We start from the raw sequence: 18,759 nt of genomic DNA on the forward strand, positions 1-18,759 counted from the left end.
TCTCCCCGCTATAAGCTCGGCCGCTGGCCGATCGCCAGTTGCAGCTGCGTGCTGGCGATGGCGGCATCGGCGCGCGCCTGCACATAGCCCTGGTAGGCTTCATCGGCCGAACGCTGCGCCGCCAGCCATTCCAGCAGCGAAGCATTGCCTTTGACGTAAGACAGGCGCATGCCGTCGACCACCTTTTGCGCATCGACCAGCACGCCGTCGCGGTAGCGCGCCAGCCTGTCCCGCGCCGCACGCAATTGCCGCTGCGCCGTGCGCACTTGCGTTTCCGCCGCCAGTTCCGCCTGGCGCAGGGCCAGCATCGCCTGCGTGACACTTGATTCCGCCTGCACGATATCGCCCGTGTCGCGCCGCGACAGGGGGATGGGAATGGCCAGCGAGATGGACAGGGCGCGCGAGCGGGGCGAACCGTCGACGGGATTGCCGCTGCCATCGATGCCGTCATGGTAGCCGCGCGCGGCGGCCAGGCCCACGGTGACGGTCGGATCGACGGCGCGGTTGGCACGCACGAGCGCCGCGCCGTCGCGCAGATTGTCCACGGTGGCGCGGGCGATGCGCACGTCGCTGCGGGCGCCGAGCGCTTGCGGCACCAGCACCCTGGCATCCTTGTCTTCGTATGCAGCGAAGTCGCAGGCCAGCTGCGCGTCCGGAAACAGCGCGTCGAACTGGCGCCCCAGCGGCGGCGACAAATTCAACATGGCACTGTCCGCCTCGCTGCGCGCCTGCGCAAGTTCGGCCTGGAACTGGTCGCGCTCCACGCGCGACTGCAGCAGCTCGATGCCGCCCACGTCCCCCGCCTTGCGCCGCACGGCGTTCGCTTCCACCACTGTCGACAAGGCCGCCATGGTCTGCTCCTTGCGCGCGAGGACGTCGCGCGTGCGGCACGCTTCCGTGAACGCGGCGGCGGCCGTGCCATACAGTTCGCTCTTGAAACCGGCCACCGTTTCCTCGGCCAGCGCGACATTGCTGTGCGCCGCCTTGATGCGCGCGGCGCGCTTGCCGCCCGTCTCGATGGCCATGCTGATGGCCGGGTTCCACGTGACGGGACGGTGCTCGGTGCTGCGCACGGTTTCGCGCGTGGCGCCCACGGTGAACTCGGGATCGGGACGCAGGCCGGCGATGCCGATGCCGGCCTTGGCCGAGACGATGCCTTCCTGCTGCGCCTGCAGTTCCAGGCTGTGGCTTTCCACGGCGGACAAATAGGCCTCGAAAGTCAACGGGGCGGCGCTGGCGAAGGGCGCGATCAGCCAAGCCGCCAGCAGTACATTAAAACGCGTCATGGGGTTCTCCTTCGGTATGCGTCTGGCGTTTTTGCAGGTGCGCCTCGATCAGGTAATACAGGGCCGGCAACAGCAACAAGGTCAGTGCCGTCGCCGTCACTAGGCCGCCCACCACGACGGTGGCCAGCGGGCGCTGCACGTCGCTGCCCAGGCCCGTCGCCAGCATGGCCGGCGTCAGCCCCAGGGCGGCCACGGTGGCCGTCATCAGCACGGGGCGCATGCGGTCGCGCGCGCCTTCGAGCACGGCGTCGCGCAAGCTCTTGCTCTCGTCGGTGCGCAAGCGGTTGATCTGCGCCAGCATCAGCACGGCATTCAATACGGCCACGCCGAACAGGGCGATGAAGCCGACGGCGCTCGACACGTTCAAGGTCATGCCGCGCAAATGCAGCGCGGCCAGGCCGCCCAGCATGGCCAGCGGCACGGCCAGCAAGACCAGCGCGGGCTGGCGCAGATTGCGGAACTGGCCAAACAGCAGCAGGAACATGGCGCCCAGGGTCATCGGCAGAATCAGCGCCAAACGGCTTTGCGCGCGCTGCAGGTTTTCGAATTGGCCGCCCCATTCCACGCTGATGCGCTGGTGCTCGCCTGCCACGGTTTGCGCCACCAGCGGACGCGCTTCGGCCAGGAAGCCGGCCAGGTCGCGCCCGCGGGCGTTGAGGCGCACGATGATGTGGCGCCGTCCCATCTCGCGCACGATCACGCTTTCGCCCGAGGTGGTGCTGATGGTGGCCACCTGCGCCAGCGGGATCTTCGCGCCGTTGGCGGCCGCGAGCTTCAAGCTGGCGATGACGTCGGGGCTGGAACGCGTGGCGGGCGGAAAGCGCACGGCGATGTCGTAGCTTTTCTCGCCCACATAGACCTGGCCGATGGGCGCGCCGCCGATGCCGGTGGAAATCAGGTCGGCCACGTCGGCGGCATTGATGCCGTAGCGCGCCGCCTTGGCGCGGTCCAGTTCCACCTTCAGGTTGGGCAAGGGTGGCTCCACGTCCACGGCCACGTCGGAGGCGCCGTGGACAGTCTTCAGGACATTGGCCACCTTGCCGGCGATGGCGCGCACTTCATCGAGGTCGTTGCCGAAGATTTTCACCGTCAGGTCGCTGTGCGCGCCCGACAATTTATCCTGCACGCCATCGATCATCGGCTGCATGAAGGCCACGGTGATGCCAGGCATGCGTGCGAAGCGTGCATTCATTTTCGCGATCAGTTGCTGCTTGCTTATGCCGGACTTCCAGCTTTTGTACGGATGCAGCCCCACGCTCGCTTCGATGTGCGACGGCGTCCAGTAATCGGTGCCGTCGTCGTTGCGTCCCGTCTGCGTGACGATGGTCGACACTTCCGGGAATTCCAGCGCGGCGCGCCGCAGTTCGCTGGCCATTTCGGACGCCTTGTCCAGGGTGATCCCGGGCGGCATCTGCACCTGCAGCCACAAGGAGCCTTCATCTAGGTACGGTAAAAAGTCGCGCCCGATGCTGCCGCCCAGGATGGCAAGCGCTGCGAGCGATCCTGCGCACACCATCGCCACCCAGCGCTTACGGCCCACCATGCGCTCGAGGAAGCGGCCGTACGCGGCCGCCAGCGTGTCCAGCGCGCGGTTGTGTGGCATGCGGCGCGGCTTGCGCAAGGCCAGCCAGGCCAGGCCCGGGATCAGCACCAGCGCCACGACCAGCGCGCCCACGAGCGCCGCGCCCACCGCATACGCCATCGGCGAGAACAGCTTGTACTCGATGCGCTGGAAAGCGAACAGGGGCAGATAGGCGGCGATGATGACGGCCATGCCGAACATGATGGGGCGCGCCACCTGCAGGGTCGCGTCGATGGCGTCCTGCAGGCTGAGGGGGCGCTCCTGTTCCCGTTCGCGGCGGCACAGCATGTTTTCCAGCACTACGACGGAACCGTCGACGAGGATGCCGAAGTCGATCGCCCCCAGCGACAGCAAATTGGCTGGAATTTTAAAATGGTGCATGAAGATAAAGGCGATCAGCAGGGCCAGCGGAATCGTCAGCGCGACGATGGCGGCGGCGCGCGGGCTGCCCAGGTACAGCAGCAGCACGAGCGCGACGAGCAGCATGCCTTCGCCGAGGGTAAATCCCACCGTGTGCAGGGTGGCGTCGATCAGCGAACTGCGGTCCAGGTAGGGCACCACCTTGACGTCCTTCGGCAGCACGTTGGCGTTCAAGTCGTCCACGGCCGCATGGATGCCGGCCAGCGCTTCGGATGGATTGAAATCCTTGAGCAGCAGGGTGATGCCTTCGATGGTGTCGGGGTTGTCGTCCTTGCCGAGGATGCCGCGCCGCTCCACGTTGCCGTAAGCGAGCTTGCCCAGGTCCTTCACCAGGACGGGCACGCCATTCTTGCTGCTGACGACGACGTTGCCCATGTCGTCGAGCGAATGGAGCAAGCCCACGCCGCGCACCACGTACGATTGCTGGCCGCGGTCGATCACGCTGCCGCCGCCGCTGATGTTGTTGGCGTTGATGGCGTCCTTGACCTGCGCCAGCGAGAAGCCGTAGCTGTCCAGCTTTGCGGGGTCGAGTTCCAGCATGAACTGCGTCGTCAGGCCGCCGAAATTGCTCACGTCCGCCACGCCGCGCACCTGCTGCAGGCGCGGGATCACGGTCCAGAACTGCAGTTCGGACAGTTCGCGCAGCGAGCGTGTTGTCGATTCCAGGGTGTAGCGGTAGATTTCGCCCGTGGGCGAGGTATAGGGATCGAGCCCCGGCTTGGCGTCGTAGGGCAGGTTCACGCTGGCCAGGCGTTCCTGCAGCCGCTCGCGCGTGAAGTAGCCGTCGCTGCCATCCTCGAACACCACGGTGATCAGCGACAGCGCGAACAGGCTGCGCGTGCGCAGCACGTGCATGCCCGGTGTGCCCAGCAGCGCGCGTTCCAGCGGAATCGTGATCTGCTGCTCGATTTCCTCGGCGCCCAGGCCCGGCACCTGCGTGACGATTTGCGAGGTGACGTCGGCGATGTCGGGATAGGCTTCGATGGGCAGCTGCTTCCAGCAATAGACGCCGTAGGCGGCGACGAACAGCAGCACGAGCCAGACGATGCCGCGCCGCTGGCAGCAGGTGGCGATGAAACGGTCAATCATTGAGCAGCACTCCTTCCTTGACGACGATGCGTTCACCCGCGCGCAAGCCCGAGACGATTTCCACTTGCTCGCCATGGCTGGCGCCCACCTGCACCGTGCGCGGTGTGAATACCAGCGGGCTGCGTTCCACCATCACGCGCATCGACGGCCCGCTTTGCAGGACGGCGGCGGCCGGCACGAGCAGGGCGCGGCGGGAAGCGCCGGCAAATCCCGCGTGGGCGAACATGCCCGGCTTGAAGGCGCCGGCGCGGTTGTCGATGGCCACGCGCACCTTCACCGTGCGCGTTTCGGGATCGAGCACGGCGCCGACATACGCGACCTTGCCCTCGAAAGCCTTGCCGGGCCAGGCGTCGACGGTGATGCTGGCCGTTTGTCCCACGGCCACCTGCGCCAGGTCCCGCTCGGCCACGTTGGCCGACAGCCACACGGTGGAGAGGTCTGCCACGGTCATGACGGGTGCGTTGATATCGTTCCAGTAGCCGCCCTGGGCGCCTTCCACGGCGATCACGGTGCCGGTGATCGGTGAACGCAGCACATAGTCGCGGCGGGTGCCGCGCGCGCCGGCGCCGTACTGGGCCAGCTTGTCGGCGCTGGCCCGGGCGTCGCTGCCGGCCTGGTCGTAGGCTGCCTGTGCCGCTTCGTACTCCTTGCGCGCGGCGATTTCCGCGTCGAACAGGGTCTTCTGGCGCTCGAGTTCCTGGCGCGCCTGCAGCAGGATGGACTTGGCCTTGCTGTCGTCCGCGTAGGCGGTGCTCAGTTCCGCCGAGTCGAGCGTGAATAGCGGGTCGCCCGCCTTCACGCTGTCGCCCAGTGAACGCTGCAAGCGCGTGATGCGCCCGGCCAGCGGCGGCGTGATTTTCACCAGTTTTTCCGGCATCGCTTCGATGCTGCCGGGCGCCTGCGTCTGCGTGGCGATGTCCTGTTCCTGTACGGGCGCGATCTGCAGGCGCTGGCGCAGCGGCGACATCTTGTCGACGGCGATGCTGCCGTCGTCCAGGTGTATCGATTGGGCGGGCGGCGTGGATGCCGCTGTCGGCTTGGCGCAGCCGGCCAGGGCCGAACAGGCGAGAGCGAGGGCGCAGCTGGCGCCCAGGGCGTTGCGGGTGGTCGTGTTCATCCCGTGTTTCCTTGTTATTGATGGTGATGGGGCATGCGTGAATGCCGTGCCCAGGCGGGCGGTCAGAGGGGGCGCGGGCAATATCAGTACAGCGCCGGGAAAGCATAGCAATGTGCTCCTGAAGAAGCGCCCAAGAACGCCTGAATCATTCTTCAGGTTCCGTGTGCGCACGCTGCGGCGCGGTAAAATGCCAGCATGGAAAACAAGGCGCGACGCGAAAGGCAGGCATGAGAATCCTCCTGGTGGAAGACGACCGCAAGGCGGCGCGCCTGCTGGCCCGCGGCTTGCAGGAAGAAGGTTTTGTCGTCGACGTGGCGCACAGCGCGGAAGGGGGCGAGGATGAAAGCTACGCCGTCGATTACGACGCGATCGTGCTGGACTGGATGTTGCCGGGCAAGCAGGGCATCGATTTTTGCCGCGACTTGCGCGCGCGCGGCATCCAGACGCCCGTGCTGATGCTCACGGCGCGCGACGCCACGGCCGACCGGGTGGCGGGCCTGAACACGGGCGCCGACGATTACCTGACCAAACCGTTCGAATTCGAGGAGCTGCTGGCACGCATCCGCGCCTTGCTGCGCCGCTCCGACATCAGCCGCCCGCTGGTGCTGGCGCTGGCCGATTTGACGCTCGATCCCGTCAGCCATCAGGCCACGCGGGCCGGCGCGCCGCTGGTGCTCACTCCCAAGGAGTATGCGATTTTATTGATCCTGCTGCGCCAGGCGGGCGAGGTGGTCAGCCGCGCGCGCCTGGCCGAGCAGATATGGCAGGCGGACCTGATCGGCATCGATAATCTGATCGACGTCCACGTGCGCAATTTGCGGGGAAAAGTGGATGCGCCGGGTTTGCCGCCCTTGATCCACACGGTGCGCGGACGCGGTTTCCGCCTGGCGGAAAACAACGGTGGCTAGCTTTCGCAAACGCCTGTTGCTGGTGCACCTGGCCGTGATTCTTGCCATCGTCGCCTGCACGGCGCTGGCCGGCTACTGGGGCCTGTCGCGCGCCGTGCACGGCCAGCTCGACGCGGCCCTGCTGGCGCTGGGCGAGACGGAAATGGCCATGCTGCCGGCCGCGCCGCGCCAGCCCGTGCAGGTGCACGAGGTGGCGCCGGGGCTGGCGCCGCCGTCGTTGACACGGCTCGACCGCCTGGTGCAGATCATCGATGGCGAAGGCCGCGTGCTGGCGCGCAGCCGCAACCTGGAGGCGGCGCAGCTGCCGGCGCCGTCCGCCCTGCTCACGCGCCTGGCGGCCGGCGAGACCGTCTTCGAGACCCTGCCCAAGTTCGGCGAAGAGCCGCTGCGCATGGTGTCGATTCCCGTGCCCTCGTCCGGCGCGGGCCTGGCGGTGCAGGTGGCCGGTTCGCTCGACGACACCAACCACGTGCTGGCCGCGGCCACCGTGCTGTTTGGCGCCATGGCGCTGGCCTTGCTGGCGGCCGTGGGGCTGGCCGGCGAAATGCTCACGCGCCGCGTGCTGGGCGCCATCGACGACGTGGTGGACCAGGCGCATTCGATCGGCGAAGCCAGCCTGCACCAGCGCCTGCCCCATCCCGGCACGCACGATGAAATCGGCCGCCTGGTCGACACCCTGAACGCGATGCTGGACCGCCTGGAGCACGGCTACGATGCGCAGCGCCGCTTCACGGCCGACGCCTCGCACGAATTGCGCTCGCCCCTGTCGCGCCTGCGCACGGAAATCGAAATCACCCTGCGCCGCCCGCGCGAAGCGCCCGAATATGTCGATGCGCTGGCGTCCTGCCTCGATGAAGTGCAGCGGCTGACGACCTTGGTGGAAGAACTGTTGATGCTCACGCGCCTGGACGTGGGCCAGGAACGCAATGCCGTGGAAACCATCGCGCTCAATCCCCTCGTGCGGGCGACCGCGCAGCGCCTGGAAAAGGCGGCGGCGCAGCGCGGCATCCGCATCGTCTTCGATGACAGTGTGGCCGTGCAGGCGCGCGTGGCGGCCGGCCCCGTGGACCTGGTGCTGGCCAATCTGCTCGATAACGCCGTGAAGTTTTCGCCGCCCGACAGCGTCATCTCCGTGCACGTGGCGCGCGATGGCGCACATGCGGTCGTCGGCGTGGCGGACGCGGGCCCGGGCATCGGCGTGGAAGACTTGCCGCATCTGTTCGAGCGCTTTTACCGTGGCGCCCAGGCGCGCGCGGGCGAGGCGCCCGGCTTCGGCCTGGGCCTGGCCCTGTCGCAAGCCATCGTGCACGCGTACGGCGGCAGCATCGAGGCGCAGAACCGCCCGCAAGGCGGCGCGCTGTTCCTCATGCGCCTTCCCGCGTCAGAGTGACGGCGCGACGCCTTCCCAGCGCACTTGCCGCACTTGCGGCCAGGCGCCCGCGCGGTTGACGAAGCGCACCAGCACGGCGCGCTGCACGGCCTGGCACAGCACCGTGGCGATCAGTTGCACCACTCGCCGGGCTTCGTCCCAGCTGCGCAGCATTTGCGACGGCGCCAGGCCCGCGCCTTTCAGTTCGGCCAGCAGCAGGCGCACGACATGGTCGGCCTGCGCGGCGGGGCAGGTGACGGTCAGGCGGTAGGTGGCGACAGCCGGACCACGTTTGGCAAACCAATGGAAGAACTTTTTCATCATTGTCATTATCAAACTCCCCGTTCGGCGACAAATTCCGCGTTGTTCACCAGCGCCCAGCGCACGGCCGAGACGCTGCCTTCCAGGCTCACCTGACTGACGATCTGCTCCAGCAATCCCAGGCTGGACAAGGGCGTGAGCAAGTCGGCGCGTACTTCGATGCGTCCCGCGTGCGCGGCATCCTCGCTATGCAAGGATTGCAGCATCAGGGCCGGCATGCCGCTGATCAAGCGCAGCATCAGCTTGCGCACCTGGACTTCCTGCTCCGCCTCGCACACGGCCGTCACGCGGTAGATGCTTTCCGTCTCGATGCCCGCTTCGCTGCCGTGCGTGTTGATGCGCTGCGCCAGGTGGCGCAGCACGAGGTTGGCGATCAGCACGAAGCCCGTGCCGATCGCCGCTTCCAGCGCAAACCCCAGGCCGCACAGGATGCCGATGGCGGCCGAGCACCACAGGGTGGCGGCCGTGTTCAAGCCACGCACCGTCATGCCTTCGCGCATGATGACGCCGGCACCCAGAAAGCCGATGCCCGACACCACCTGCGCGGCGATGCGCATGTGGCCAGAGGCATCGCCTTCGAGCACGGAAACCATCACGAACAGCGAGGCGCCGACGGATACCAGCGCGTTCGTGCGCAGGCCCGCCATGCGCTGGCGCAGCTGGCGTTCGGCGCCGATCATGGCGCCCAGGGTCAATGCCGCGGCAACGCGCAGCGCAAAGTCAAATACCACCATTATTTCTCCCGGCTGGGGAGGAACAGGCGAGTGCAAAGGCGAAGACTATCCGCCCGGATTGGGGCAGCAGACGACAACGGTGGAACGAAGAGGGGGAAGTGGCGGCGAGAGAGTACTGCCGCTGGTAAAACCGCACCTTGCCGAGGGCAAGGCGGGCGGAATGCGCGCGTCTTGCCTAAGGCCGATCGCCGATGGTCAATCGACTACTGTCACTGGAACAAGCACCCACGAGTCACTCCATATCATTGATAACGTGGGACAGTCTAGCCAGTGGCGCAGCTTTGGTCAACTGAAGCTCTCTTCAGGAAGCCGCCGCGTCGTCCCCGCCAATGCGGGGACGGTGAAGGCGACCGGTGGATCAGTGGGCGTGTGCCTTGGTGCCGTCGGCATCGGCGTGGGCATGCTCGCCGCCGCCAAAGAAGCGCGCGGCGCGCTTGCCCAGGCTATCGAGGTAGGTGTAGGCGACGGGCACCACCACCAGGGTCAGCAAGGTCGAGGTGATCACGCCGCCGATGACGGCGCGGCCCATCGGCGCCTGCGATTCGCCGCCGTCGCCCATGCCGATAGCCATCGGCAGCATGCCGAAGACCATCGCCAGGGTCGTCATCAGGATGGGGCGCAGCCGCACTTGCCCCGCTTCCATCAGCGCCTCGAACTGCCCCAGGCCTTCTCGCTGGCGCTGGTTGGTGAAGTCGACCAGCAGAATCGCATTCTTGGTGACCAGGCCCATGAGCATGATGAAGCCGATCACGGAGAAGATGTTCAAGGTGCTGCCCGTGATCAGCAGCGCGGCCAGCACGCCGATCAACGACAGCGGCAGGGACACCATGATGGCGATCGGCTGCAAGAAGCTGCCGAATTGCGAGGCCAGCACCAGGTAGATGAAGATCACGGCGATCCCCAGCGCCATCATTGCGCCGCCCATGGTTTCGGCCATCTGCTGCGCATTGCCGGCCACGTCGAAGCGCACGCCCGGCGGCAGGTCGATCGATTGCATCGCCTTTTGCACGTCGGCGTCGACGTCGCCGGCGGGACGGCCCTGCGTGCCCGCATAGATGGCAACGCGGCGCTGCAAGGCCTGGCGTTTGAGCACTTGCGGGCTCGATGACGGCACGAAGTCGACCACCTGGCGCAGCGGAATCATGACGGGCTTGCCATTCGCGTCAAGCTTGCTCGAGGCCAGCGACAGGTCGGCCAGGTCGGCCACCTTCTGCCGGCCCGACTTGGGCAGCTGCACGTTGACGTCGTAGTTTTGTCCGTCGGATGCCAGCCAGTGGCTGACCGTGTCGCCCGCCACGAAAGGCCGCAGGGCATTGCCGATCTGCTGCACCGACAATCCCAGGTCGCTGGCCAGTTCGTTATTGATCTTCACGGTGGTCGACGGATTGGCGCCTTCCTGGCTGTATTCCATGTCGGCCAGGCCCTTGATGTTGCGCATCTTGTCCATCAGGGTGTGCGCCACCGCATCGAGCTTGCCTTCGTCCGTGCCGAGGATGGCGATGAAGATGGGACGCTGGCCGACGGACAGGGTGATGCCGGCAATCGGCGCCAGTCGTTCGCGGATCAGCTTTTCCAGTTCCTGCTGCGAACGGCGCTTGTGCTTCTTGATGTCCGTCAGCTTCAGGTTCACCTCGGCCGTGTTGCGGCCATCGGGCGTGCCGATATTGGCCACCAGGCTGTCGATCTCGGGGAATTCCTTCAGGGCCGTTTCGATCTGGCGTACTTTGCTATCCGTGTATTCGAGGCTGGAGCCGACGGGCGTCTTGAAGCGCAGGTTGACCCAGCCCTGGTCCGTCTCGGGGAACATCTCGCCGCCGATCATGGGCACGAGCATCAGGCTACCCGCGAACAGGGCCACAGCCGTGGCCAGGGTCGTCTTGCGCCAGCGCAGGGCCACTGCCAGCACCTTGCCGTACCAGACGTGCAGGCGGTCGATGCCTGTCTCGATCCAGGCCATGAAGCGGCCCAGCCACGGCACGTACTTGAAGCGGTCCTTGACGGGGTCGCGCCAGACGGACGACAGCATGGGGTCGAGCGTGAAGCTGACGAACAGCGACACGAGCACGGCGACGGCCACGGTGATGCCGAACTGCAGGAAGAAGCGGCCGATGATGCCGTCCATGAAGGCGACGGGCACGAACACGGCGACGATGGCGAAGGTGGTGGCCATCACGGCCAGGCCGATTTCATTGGTGCCGTCGTTGGCCGCCTTGTAGTGATTCTTGCCCATGCCCAGGTGGCGCACGATGTTTTCGCGCACGACGATGGCGTCATCGATCAACAGGCCGATGCACAAGGACAGCGCCATCAGGGTCAAAAAGTTCAGGGTAAAACCGAAAGCCTTCATGGCGATGAAGCTGGCCAGCACGGAGATCGGCAAGGTCAAGCCCGTGATGATGGTCGAGCGCCACGAATGCAGGAACAGGAAGACGATCACCATGGTCAGCACGGCACCTTCGATGATGGTGCGCTTGACGTTATTGAGCTGGCTTTGCACGCGTTCCGATTCGTCGTCCAGCACGCGCAGGGTGATATCGGGCGGCAGGGTCTTTTGCAGGTCGGCCGCCACTTTCAGGATGCCGGTGCCTACTTCCACCACGTTGGCGTCCTGCACCTTGGTGATTTCCATCGTCACGGCTTGCCGGCCGTTCATGCGCGAGATCGACAGTTCTTCCTGCTCGCCGTCGACGACGGTGGCCACCTGGTCCAGGTAAACGGGGCCGACGGCGCGGCGCGCGACGATGATCTTGCCGAATTCGCGCGCATCCTTGATCTTGCCTTCCACGCGCACCAATTGTTCGGCCGCGCCATGGCTGATGGAGCCGGCCGGCAAATTGGTATTCGTGGCCTGGATGGCGCGGATCACTTCATCGACGCCGATGCCCTGGGCATTGAGCTCGATCGGCTTCATGCTGATGAGGATCTGGCGCGCGCGCAAGCCGCGCAGCTTGACTTGCCCCACGCCGGCCACGCCCTGGAAGCGCTTGCTGATGATCTGCTCCGTCATGGTCGACAGCGCGCGCAGGTCATGCCCGGTCGATGTGAGCACGATGGTGGCGATGGGACGCTCGTTGTCGCCCTCGGCGCGGGCGATGAACGGGTCCTTGGCTTCTTTCGGGAAGCGCGGGCGCACCAGGGCCACCTTGTCGCGCAAGTCCTGCATGGCCTTGTCCATGTTCGTCGACAGCTCGAATTCCAGGTAGACGCCGGCGCGTCCTTCCCACGAGTTGGCGCGGATGGTCTTGATGCCGCTGACGGTGTTGACGGCGTCCTCGATGGGGCGCGTGATATCGTTTTCCACGGCCTCGGGCGAGGCGCCCGGGTAGTTCACTTCAATGGCGGCGAACGGGAACTGCACGCTGGGCATGCTCTCCACGCCCAGGCCACGGTAGGAGAAGATGCCCAGCACCACCAGCGCCACCATGACCATGGTGGCAAAGACGGGATTCTGAATACTGACTTTGGTCATCCACATGGCTTAATCCTTCCGTGCCAGCACGGCTGCCGGCGCGGCGGGGGGCGGTGCGGCGAAGGTCACGCCGTGGCCAGGTTTCACGCCATCGAGCTTGGCGATGATGACTTTCGCGCCCGGCACCAGGCCCGACGTCACTTCCGCATAGCCTTCATCCTCGTTGCGCAGTCCCAGGGTGACGGGCTGGGCGACGACCTTGTTGTTGACCAGCGCATACACGACGGGGCCCTGCTTTTCATTGCGCACGGCCGTCAATGGCACCAGCGGCGCCACGATTGATCGCTCGGTGACGATGCTGCCCTTGGCGAACATGCCGCCGCGCAGCGCGCCATCGCCATTGTCGACGGCGATGTAGACGAGCATGGCGCGCGAGCCGCTCTCGGTGGTGGGGTTGATGCGCGTGACCTTGCCGGCGAAGTCGCGCGCGCCGAAGCCGTCGACCTTGAAGTGCACGTCCTGGCCCAGCTTGATGCGGGGGATTTCCGCGCTGGGCACGGGCGCTTCCAGGGTCAGCTGGGCCAGGTTGACGATGGTGTAGACGGGCATGTCGGGCGAGACTTTTTCGCCGGCCTGCAGGTGGCGCTTGCTGACGATGCCGGCCATCGGTGCGCGGATCACCGTGTCGGCCAGCGCGATGCGGGCGATGTCGAGCATGGCGGCGGCGGACTTGACGTTGGCGCGCGCCAGGTCGACGGAGTTCTGCGTCGTGTCGTAAGCCGTTTGCGAAATGTATTTTTGCTTGAGCAGCGCCTGGCTGTTCGCTTCATTCTTGCTGGCCATCGACAGGCGCGCCTGCGCTTCGTCGAGCATGGCTTGCTGCTGGGTCAGGCGGGCGCGCTGGTCGGCCGCATCCAGGCGCACGAGGATTTGCCCATTGGCTACGTGCTGGCCTTCCTGCAAGGTCGTTGCCTCGATCACGCCGGAAACCTTGGCCTTGATGGTGGCCTGGGTCACGGGCGCCAGCGAGCCGGACAGGGGCAGGCTGATACTGAGGGCGCGCGCATCGATGGCGGCCACGTCGCCCTGCGCGAGTTCATGCACGGGCGTCTTTTCCTGCTCCTTCTTCTTGCTCGCCTGCTGTTCGGCCGCCTTGGCGGCCTGCTGCTTCGATTGCATCACCGTCCAGCCGCCGCCGGCCAGGCCCAGCACGACGACGATCAAGACGGGCGTGCGCCAGCGCCGGCGGCGCGTGGAGGCAAGGGGGGAGGCGGGGGGCAGGGTCTCGTTTTTCATAGGTTTTTTTAGTCAGGAGCGGCGCAGGGGTTTGGCGCCAGGTCTCGGTGCGGCCGGCCTGCGGCAGGCCGGGGGAATTCGGGTAGCGCATCACCGTGGCGGCCGCAGACAGCACGCCTGCCACTGCGCCCGTTCACGGCGATGCGCATGTTGCCACTTTAGGAAGATTCAAGGCTTGCCGCCATCGCCATGCGACAGATTGCACAAAATCGGGGCTGGAATGCAAAAAACGGCGACCGGAGACCACGGCCAGCATGCCCGCCATGCGCGTCACGATGCTTGCGCATCCTCAAGAAGCCGATTCGCCGGCGCGCAAGAATGGTCGGGATGGTTGCGCCGCCGGACAGGCCGTTCGCCCGCCGGTTGCCGCGCGGCCGCGCCACAGGGGGCCTGATGTCTGATCGGATTGCCGGAGCCGCCCCGTCGCCGGGCCGTTTGCTGGCCGCGGCCGAACCGCAGGCGGGGCCGGCCGGCAAGGCACTCGATTTGCTGTCGATCATTGTTGCCGCGATCGAACAGGCACCCGGCCTGGCCGTGCGCGGCATCGACCGCGACGGCATCGTGCGCTACTGGAGCTTTGGTGCGGCGCGCCTGTATGGCGTGGCAGCGGAGCTGGTGCTGGGCCAGCCGTGGGCCACAGTGGCCGCCGCGCTGCCCGGCGCCGTCAGCGTGGCCGAGGAGGCCACGGGCGAACTGGCGGCCGTGTGGGAAAGCGGCAAGGCGCGCAGTACGCGCCTGTGGAAGCTCGCTGCAGACGGCGCCGCGCCGCGCTGCATCTGTTCCACCGTGTTTCCCGTCATCCAATCCGGTCGTGTGCGGCAAGTGGTCTGCATCGATGTCGACATCACGGCCAGCAGCCAGGATGGGGTCGCGCAGGGCGCGATGTTGCTGATGGGCGACAATTTCCGCCAGTTGTACGAGAAATCGGCCGACGCCATTTTGCAGCTGCGCGACGAGCATATCGCCGAAGCGAATCCGGCTGCCATTGCCCTGTTTCAATGCGAAGGGCGGCCACGGTTGCTGGGGCGCCGCCTCAGCGACTTTTCGCCTTTGCGCCAGCCCGATGGCGCATTGTCCTCGTTGCGCGGCACGCAACTGGCCGCGCAAGCCCACGCCGACGGCAACTGCCGCTACGACTGGCGTTATCAGACGTGCACCGGCGAGCTGTTCTGGGGCGAAGTGCTGCTCACATCCGTCACGCTCGACCATACCTATCTGTTTTATGCCGTGATCCGCGATATTTCCTCGCGCAAACTGGCCGAGCGTGCCCTGTACCTGTCGGCACAGGTGGTCGAACATGCGCGCGAGGCCATCGTCGTGATGGACCCGCAGCAGCGGGTCGTCAGCATGAATCCCGCGTACAGCGAGATCAGCGGCTACAGCCTGGACGATATGCTGGGCAAACCCTTCGTCCTGCACGACGTGGAGCCGGACGCGCCCGCGTTTTTCGACCACGTGTGGGATGAGGTCGAGGCGAACGGCTATTGGCAAGGAGACATCATGGGCCAGCGCAAGGCGAGCGGGCGCTACCCGGCCTGGCTGTCGCTGACGGCCATCCGCGACCCGCAGGGACAATTGAGCAATTACCTGGCCATCCTCAGCGACATCAGCGAGCGCAAGAAGAATGAAGAACACACGCGCCACCTGGCCGAGCACGATTTCCTCACCGACTTGCCGAACCGGGTGCTGCTGCTGGACCGGCTGTCGCTGGCGCTGGCGGCCGCGCGGCGCAAGCTGAGCATGCTGGCCGTTTTGTACCTGGACCTCGATCACTTCAAGCACATCAACGACAGCATGGGCCACCACGTGGGCGATTTGCTGCTCAAAGAAGTGGCGCGGCGCCTCGTGCGCTGCGTGCGCGGCGTCGACACGGTCAGCCGGCATGGCGGCGACGAGTTCGTCATCATCCTGGCCGAGGTGGGCGGCATCGACCAGGTGGCCCGCGTGGCGGCCAGCCTGCTGCATGCCGTGACGCAGGTGTACCAGCTGGGCGAATATGAACTGCACGTGTCGATCTCGATCGGCGTGGCCATCTTTCCCAGCGATGGCGACGGCATCGATACCCTCGTGCACAACGCCGACATCGCCATGTACCACGCGAAGGAAAACGGGTGCAACAATTTCCAGTTTTTCAACGCCGAAATGAATGCGCAAATCGTCGAGCGCGCCAGCCTGGAGCAGGGCTTGCGCGAAGCTTTGGGCCGCGATGAATTCGTGCTCGAGTTCCAGCCTGCGCTTGATGTGGCCAGCGGGCAGATCCTGGGCGCCGAAGCGCTGTTGCGCTGGCATCACCCGCAATTGGGCGTGCTGCCGCCCGAGCGCTTCATCGCCGTGGCCGAGGAATGCGGCTTGATGGTGTCGATTGGCAACTGGGTGCTGCGCCACGCCTGTCTGCGCGCGCGGGCCTGGCACGATGCGGGCCATGCCTGGAGAGTGGCCGTGAATCTGTCGCCGGCGCAATGCCTGCACAATAATTTATTGCTCAGCGTACAAGAAGCGCTGGCCGTGTCGGGTTTGCCTGCCGCCAGCCTGGAACTGGAAGTGACGGAATCCTTGCTGATGAAGGGCGGCGCGCGCCTGGCTGGCGTGCTGGCGCAGCTGCGCGCGCTGGGCGCCAGGCTGGCCATCGACGACTTCGGCACCGGCTATTCGCGCCTGGCCAATCTGCGCCATTACCCTGTGGACAAACTCAAGATCGACCCCTCGTTCCTGCCCGCCGTAGCCGATGGCGCAGCGGGCGAGTCCGACACGGCGGTCGCCGCCGCGATCATCGCCATGGCGCGCGAGCTGCAATTGACGGTGATCGCCGAAGGCGTGGAAACGGCGCAGCAACTGGCGTATCTGCGGGCGCAGGGTTGCCAGCAATACCAGGGCCGCTTTGCCAGCGCGCAAGTCGAGGGTAGTGCTATGGGGAAGTTATTACATTAGTGACTGAGTTAATGGATATTTCCCAGCAGCTTGATGCGCGCCAGCACCTGGCCATGGTCGGATGCGTGCGGCAAGCCCAGCAGCAAATGGTCGTTGAGATAAGTCACTTCCTGCAGCACACCGATGGCGCGCGGCGAGGCAGGATGAAAATGTTCGGACACGAGGATGTGGTCGATCGTCATGTAGGCGCTGTCGTGGATATTCGTGTAGCCCACGTGGCGCAAGGCATCCTGGCGCAACTGGATGGCGTTGGCGTCGTACAGGCGCGCGCGCATTTCCATGCCCGCTTCGCACGGGGCGCCGGCGCCCATGACGATGGCCGTGGTGACGGCATTGGCGATGTCGTTGAAGTCGCCCAGCACGATGCGGGGACGGCCGCTATGGCCCAGCTCGCTTGCCAGCACGCGCAGGGCCACGGCTTCCGCACCGCGCCGCTGCAGCGAGCGCAGGTTGGCCAGCGCGTAGGCGGCCGCATCGTTGCCGTCGCCATGCCGGAAGTCGGGCCGGCGCGATTTCAAATGCACGACAACCACATCCGTGAGTTGCCCGCCAGGCAAGATGATCTGCACATGCAGGGGCGCGCGGGCGAAGCGGCAGGCGTTGTCGTCGGCGGATATGCTCACGCCGGCGGGGAAATCCGCCCAGGCCACACCGGCGTCCACCAGGGGCAGGCGCGACACGAGCGCCACCGTGGGCAGCATGCGTCCGGCGGGGGCCATCGCATCGTAGCCGGCCACGGTGGCTTCGCGGTAATGGCGCGTGCGCGACAGCACGTCGCGCAGGGCCGCTTGCGAGAAAATTTCCTGGAATCCGATCACGTCGGCGTCGAGCAGGTCGATCTGCCGCGCCGTCCACTCCGCCTTGGCCTCGTATTGCGCCGGGTCCAACGGTTCCAGGTTGTCATACAATTTCGCCCCGGCGGGGGCAAGGTTGCAGACATTGAATGTGGCAAAGCGGATTTCTTCCTGCATAATTAGCACTCCTCACTGAACGATCAGCGTATCACGCATGGCTAAAAAAGAGCATATTTCCGAAACCCAGGCGACGCAGTTGCTGCGCAAGCATCAAGTTTCCTTCGAAGAACACCCGTATCCGTACGAAGAGCACGGCGGCACCAGCGTGTCGGCGCGCGAACTTGGCGTGCCCGAGCACGACGTGATCAAGACCCTGGTGATGCAGGACGAGGCGGCCAAGCCGATGATCGTGCTCATGCACGGCGATTGCAAGGTGTCGACCAAGAACCTGGCGCGCGGCATCGGCTGCAAGTCCGTCGAGCCGTGCAAGCCCGACGTGGCGCAGCGCCATTCCGGCTACATGATCGGCGGCACCTCGCCGTTCGGCACGAAGAAGGCCATGCCCGTGTACGTGGAGCAATCGATCCTGGACTTGCCGCGCATCTACATCAATGGCGGACGGCGCGGTTTTCTCGTCTCGCTGGCGCCACAGGTGCTTGTTGACTTGCTGCAAGCCAAGCCGGTGCAGTGCGCCTTGCAGGATTAAGAAAACCAGTCCCCGCCCTGTCCGTAGGCGGGGCGCTGGTGTATATTCTGCTGCGCCAGCCTCGATGCCGGTGTAATAAACACAATAAAGGGAAGAAATGAATCCAGTAATCACAACCGTGGCAATGACAGTGGCCGCTTACTTGCTCGGCTCGATATCGTTTGCCGTGGTGATGAGCAAGGTCTACGGCATTGCCGATCCGCGCACCTATGGCTCGAAAAATCCGGGCGCCACCAACGTGCTGCGCAGCGGCAACAAGGGCGCCGCCATCATGACCCTGCTGGGCGATGGCGCCAAGGGCTGGCTGGCCGTGTTCCTGGCCGACCACTTTGCCGGCGCGCTGGGCGTGGGCGACACGGCCGTGGCCCTGGTGGCCATCGCTGTCTTTCTCGGCCATCTGTGGCCCGTGTTCTTCCGCTTTGTCGGCGGCAAAGGCGTGGCCACGGCCCTCGGCGTGCTGCTGGGCATCAATCCATGGCTGGGCCTGGCGACTCTGGCCACCTGGCTGATCATCGCCTACGCGTTTCGCTATTCCTCGCTGGCAGCGCTGGTGGCGGCCCTGTTCGCGCCGTTTTACTATGGCTTGCTGTTCGGCGTCGATCCCATCTTGCTGTCCGTCATCGTCATGAGCGTGCTGCTGGCTTACCGCCACAGCCAGAACATCGCCAACTTGCTCTCTGGCAAGGAAAGCAAGATCGGCGGCAAGAAGGATGCAGCCAAGGCGCCTGCCAAGAAAAAGTAAGCGCTTGATTTCCCGCGGCCCGCACGCATATGCTGTGCTTGCGGCGCCGCGCGGTGCG

At 65.8% G+C, this 18,759-nt stretch carries 13 protein-coding genes; 5 read left to right on the forward strand and 8 right to left on the reverse strand.

Annotated elements, in window-relative coordinates; translation table 11 throughout:
- Nucleotides 1–8 precede the first annotated feature (8 nt).
- The 3 genes from ACQ4WO_RS01750 to ACQ4WO_RS01760 are packed head-to-tail and all read right to left on the reverse strand — an operon-like array spanning nt 9 to nt 5,494.
- Nucleotides 9–1,286, reverse strand: a complete 1,278-nt coding sequence (locus ACQ4WO_RS01750) for a TolC family protein (RefSeq protein WP_436479973.1) — start codon at nt 1,284–1,286, stop codon at nt 9–11.
- Nucleotides 1,273–4,377, reverse strand: a complete 3,105-nt coding sequence (locus ACQ4WO_RS01755; RefSeq protein WP_436479974.1) for an efflux RND transporter permease subunit — start codon at nt 4,375–4,377, stop codon at nt 1,273–1,275. The genes ACQ4WO_RS01750 and ACQ4WO_RS01755 overlap by 14 nt, the downstream gene beginning before the upstream one ends.
- Nucleotides 4,370–5,494: an efflux RND transporter periplasmic adaptor subunit gene (locus ACQ4WO_RS01760; protein ID WP_436479975.1), complete on the reverse strand. Its 1,125-nt coding sequence runs from the start codon at nt 5,492–5,494 to the stop codon at nt 4,370–4,372. Before ACQ4WO_RS01760 ends, ACQ4WO_RS01755 begins: the two co-directional genes overlap by 8 nt.
- Before the next feature lie 227 nt (nt 5,495–5,721).
- Between ACQ4WO_RS01760 and ACQ4WO_RS01765 the strand changes: the two genes are divergently transcribed.
- Both ACQ4WO_RS01765 and ACQ4WO_RS01770 read left to right on the forward strand, forming a co-directional pair.
- Nucleotides 5,722–6,402 (forward strand): response regulator transcription factor, encoded by a 681-nt coding sequence (locus ACQ4WO_RS01765; RefSeq protein ID WP_436479976.1) that lies wholly within the window; start codon nt 5,722–5,724, stop codon nt 6,400–6,402.
- Entirely contained in the window at nt 6,395–7,792 is a 1,398-nt protein-coding gene (locus ACQ4WO_RS01770; RefSeq protein WP_436479977.1) for a sensor histidine kinase, read from the forward strand. Before ACQ4WO_RS01765 ends, ACQ4WO_RS01770 begins: the two co-directional genes overlap by 8 nt.
- On the opposite strand, the gene ACQ4WO_RS01775 is transcribed toward ACQ4WO_RS01770, so the two are convergent.
- The 4 genes from ACQ4WO_RS01775 to ACQ4WO_RS01790 form a co-directional block, all read right to left on the reverse strand.
- A complete protein-coding gene (locus ACQ4WO_RS01775) occupies nt 7,784–8,101 on the reverse strand; it encodes a hypothetical protein (RefSeq protein WP_436479978.1) in 318 nt (105 codons plus the stop codon). The two genes, ACQ4WO_RS01770 and ACQ4WO_RS01775, sit on opposite strands and share 9 nt — an antisense overlap.
- A gap of 2 nt (nt 8,102–8,103) precedes the next feature.
- Nucleotides 8,104–8,823, reverse strand: a complete 720-nt coding sequence (locus tag ACQ4WO_RS01780) for an MgtC/SapB family protein (RefSeq protein ID WP_230518512.1) — start codon at nt 8,821–8,823, stop codon at nt 8,104–8,106.
- Between the two features lie 361 nt (nt 8,824–9,184).
- Nucleotides 9,185–12,301, reverse strand: a complete 3,117-nt coding sequence (locus ACQ4WO_RS01785) for an efflux RND transporter permease subunit (RefSeq protein ID WP_436479979.1) — start codon at nt 12,299–12,301, stop codon at nt 9,185–9,187.
- A 3-nt stretch (nt 12,302–12,304) separates the two neighbouring features.
- Nucleotides 12,305–13,531: an efflux RND transporter periplasmic adaptor subunit gene (locus tag ACQ4WO_RS01790; RefSeq protein ID WP_436479980.1), complete on the reverse strand. Its 1,227-nt coding sequence runs from the start codon at nt 13,529–13,531 to the stop codon at nt 12,305–12,307.
- Nucleotides 13,532–13,924: 393 nt separating this feature from the next.
- Between ACQ4WO_RS01790 and ACQ4WO_RS01795 the strand changes: the two genes are divergently transcribed.
- Nucleotides 13,925–16,459, forward strand: a complete 2,535-nt coding sequence (locus tag ACQ4WO_RS01795) for a sensor domain-containing protein (RefSeq protein WP_436479981.1) — start codon at nt 13,925–13,927, stop codon at nt 16,457–16,459.
- Between the two features lie 8 nt (nt 16,460–16,467).
- Here the strand turns inward: ACQ4WO_RS01795 and ACQ4WO_RS01800 are convergent, their stop codons facing one another.
- Nucleotides 16,468–17,430 carry an endonuclease/exonuclease/phosphatase family protein gene (locus tag ACQ4WO_RS01800; RefSeq protein ID WP_436479982.1) on the reverse strand — a complete coding sequence of 321 codons (963 nt, stop codon included), beginning with the start codon at nt 17,428–17,430 and terminating at the stop codon, nt 16,468–16,470.
- A gap of 37 nt (nt 17,431–17,467) precedes the next feature.
- On the opposite strand from ACQ4WO_RS01800, the gene ybaK reads away from it, so the two are divergent.
- Both ybaK and plsY read left to right on the forward strand, forming a co-directional pair.
- Complete coding sequence (ybaK, locus tag ACQ4WO_RS01805) at nt 17,468–17,959, forward strand: Cys-tRNA(Pro) deacylase (RefSeq protein WP_436479983.1); 492 nt, start codon at nt 17,468–17,470, stop codon at nt 17,957–17,959.
- 97 nt (nt 17,960–18,056) lie between these two features.
- Nucleotides 18,057–18,701, forward strand: a complete 645-nt coding sequence (gene plsY, locus ACQ4WO_RS01810; RefSeq protein WP_223278936.1) for a glycerol-3-phosphate 1-O-acyltransferase PlsY — start codon at nt 18,057–18,059, stop codon at nt 18,699–18,701.
- The last annotated feature ends 58 nt before the right edge of the window (nt 18,702–18,759 follow it).

Origin of the sequence: Janthinobacterium aestuarii, assembly GCF_051380835.1 — a bacterium.
GTDB lineage: Bacteria > Pseudomonadota > Gammaproteobacteria > Burkholderiales > Burkholderiaceae_D > Janthinobacterium > Janthinobacterium aestuarii.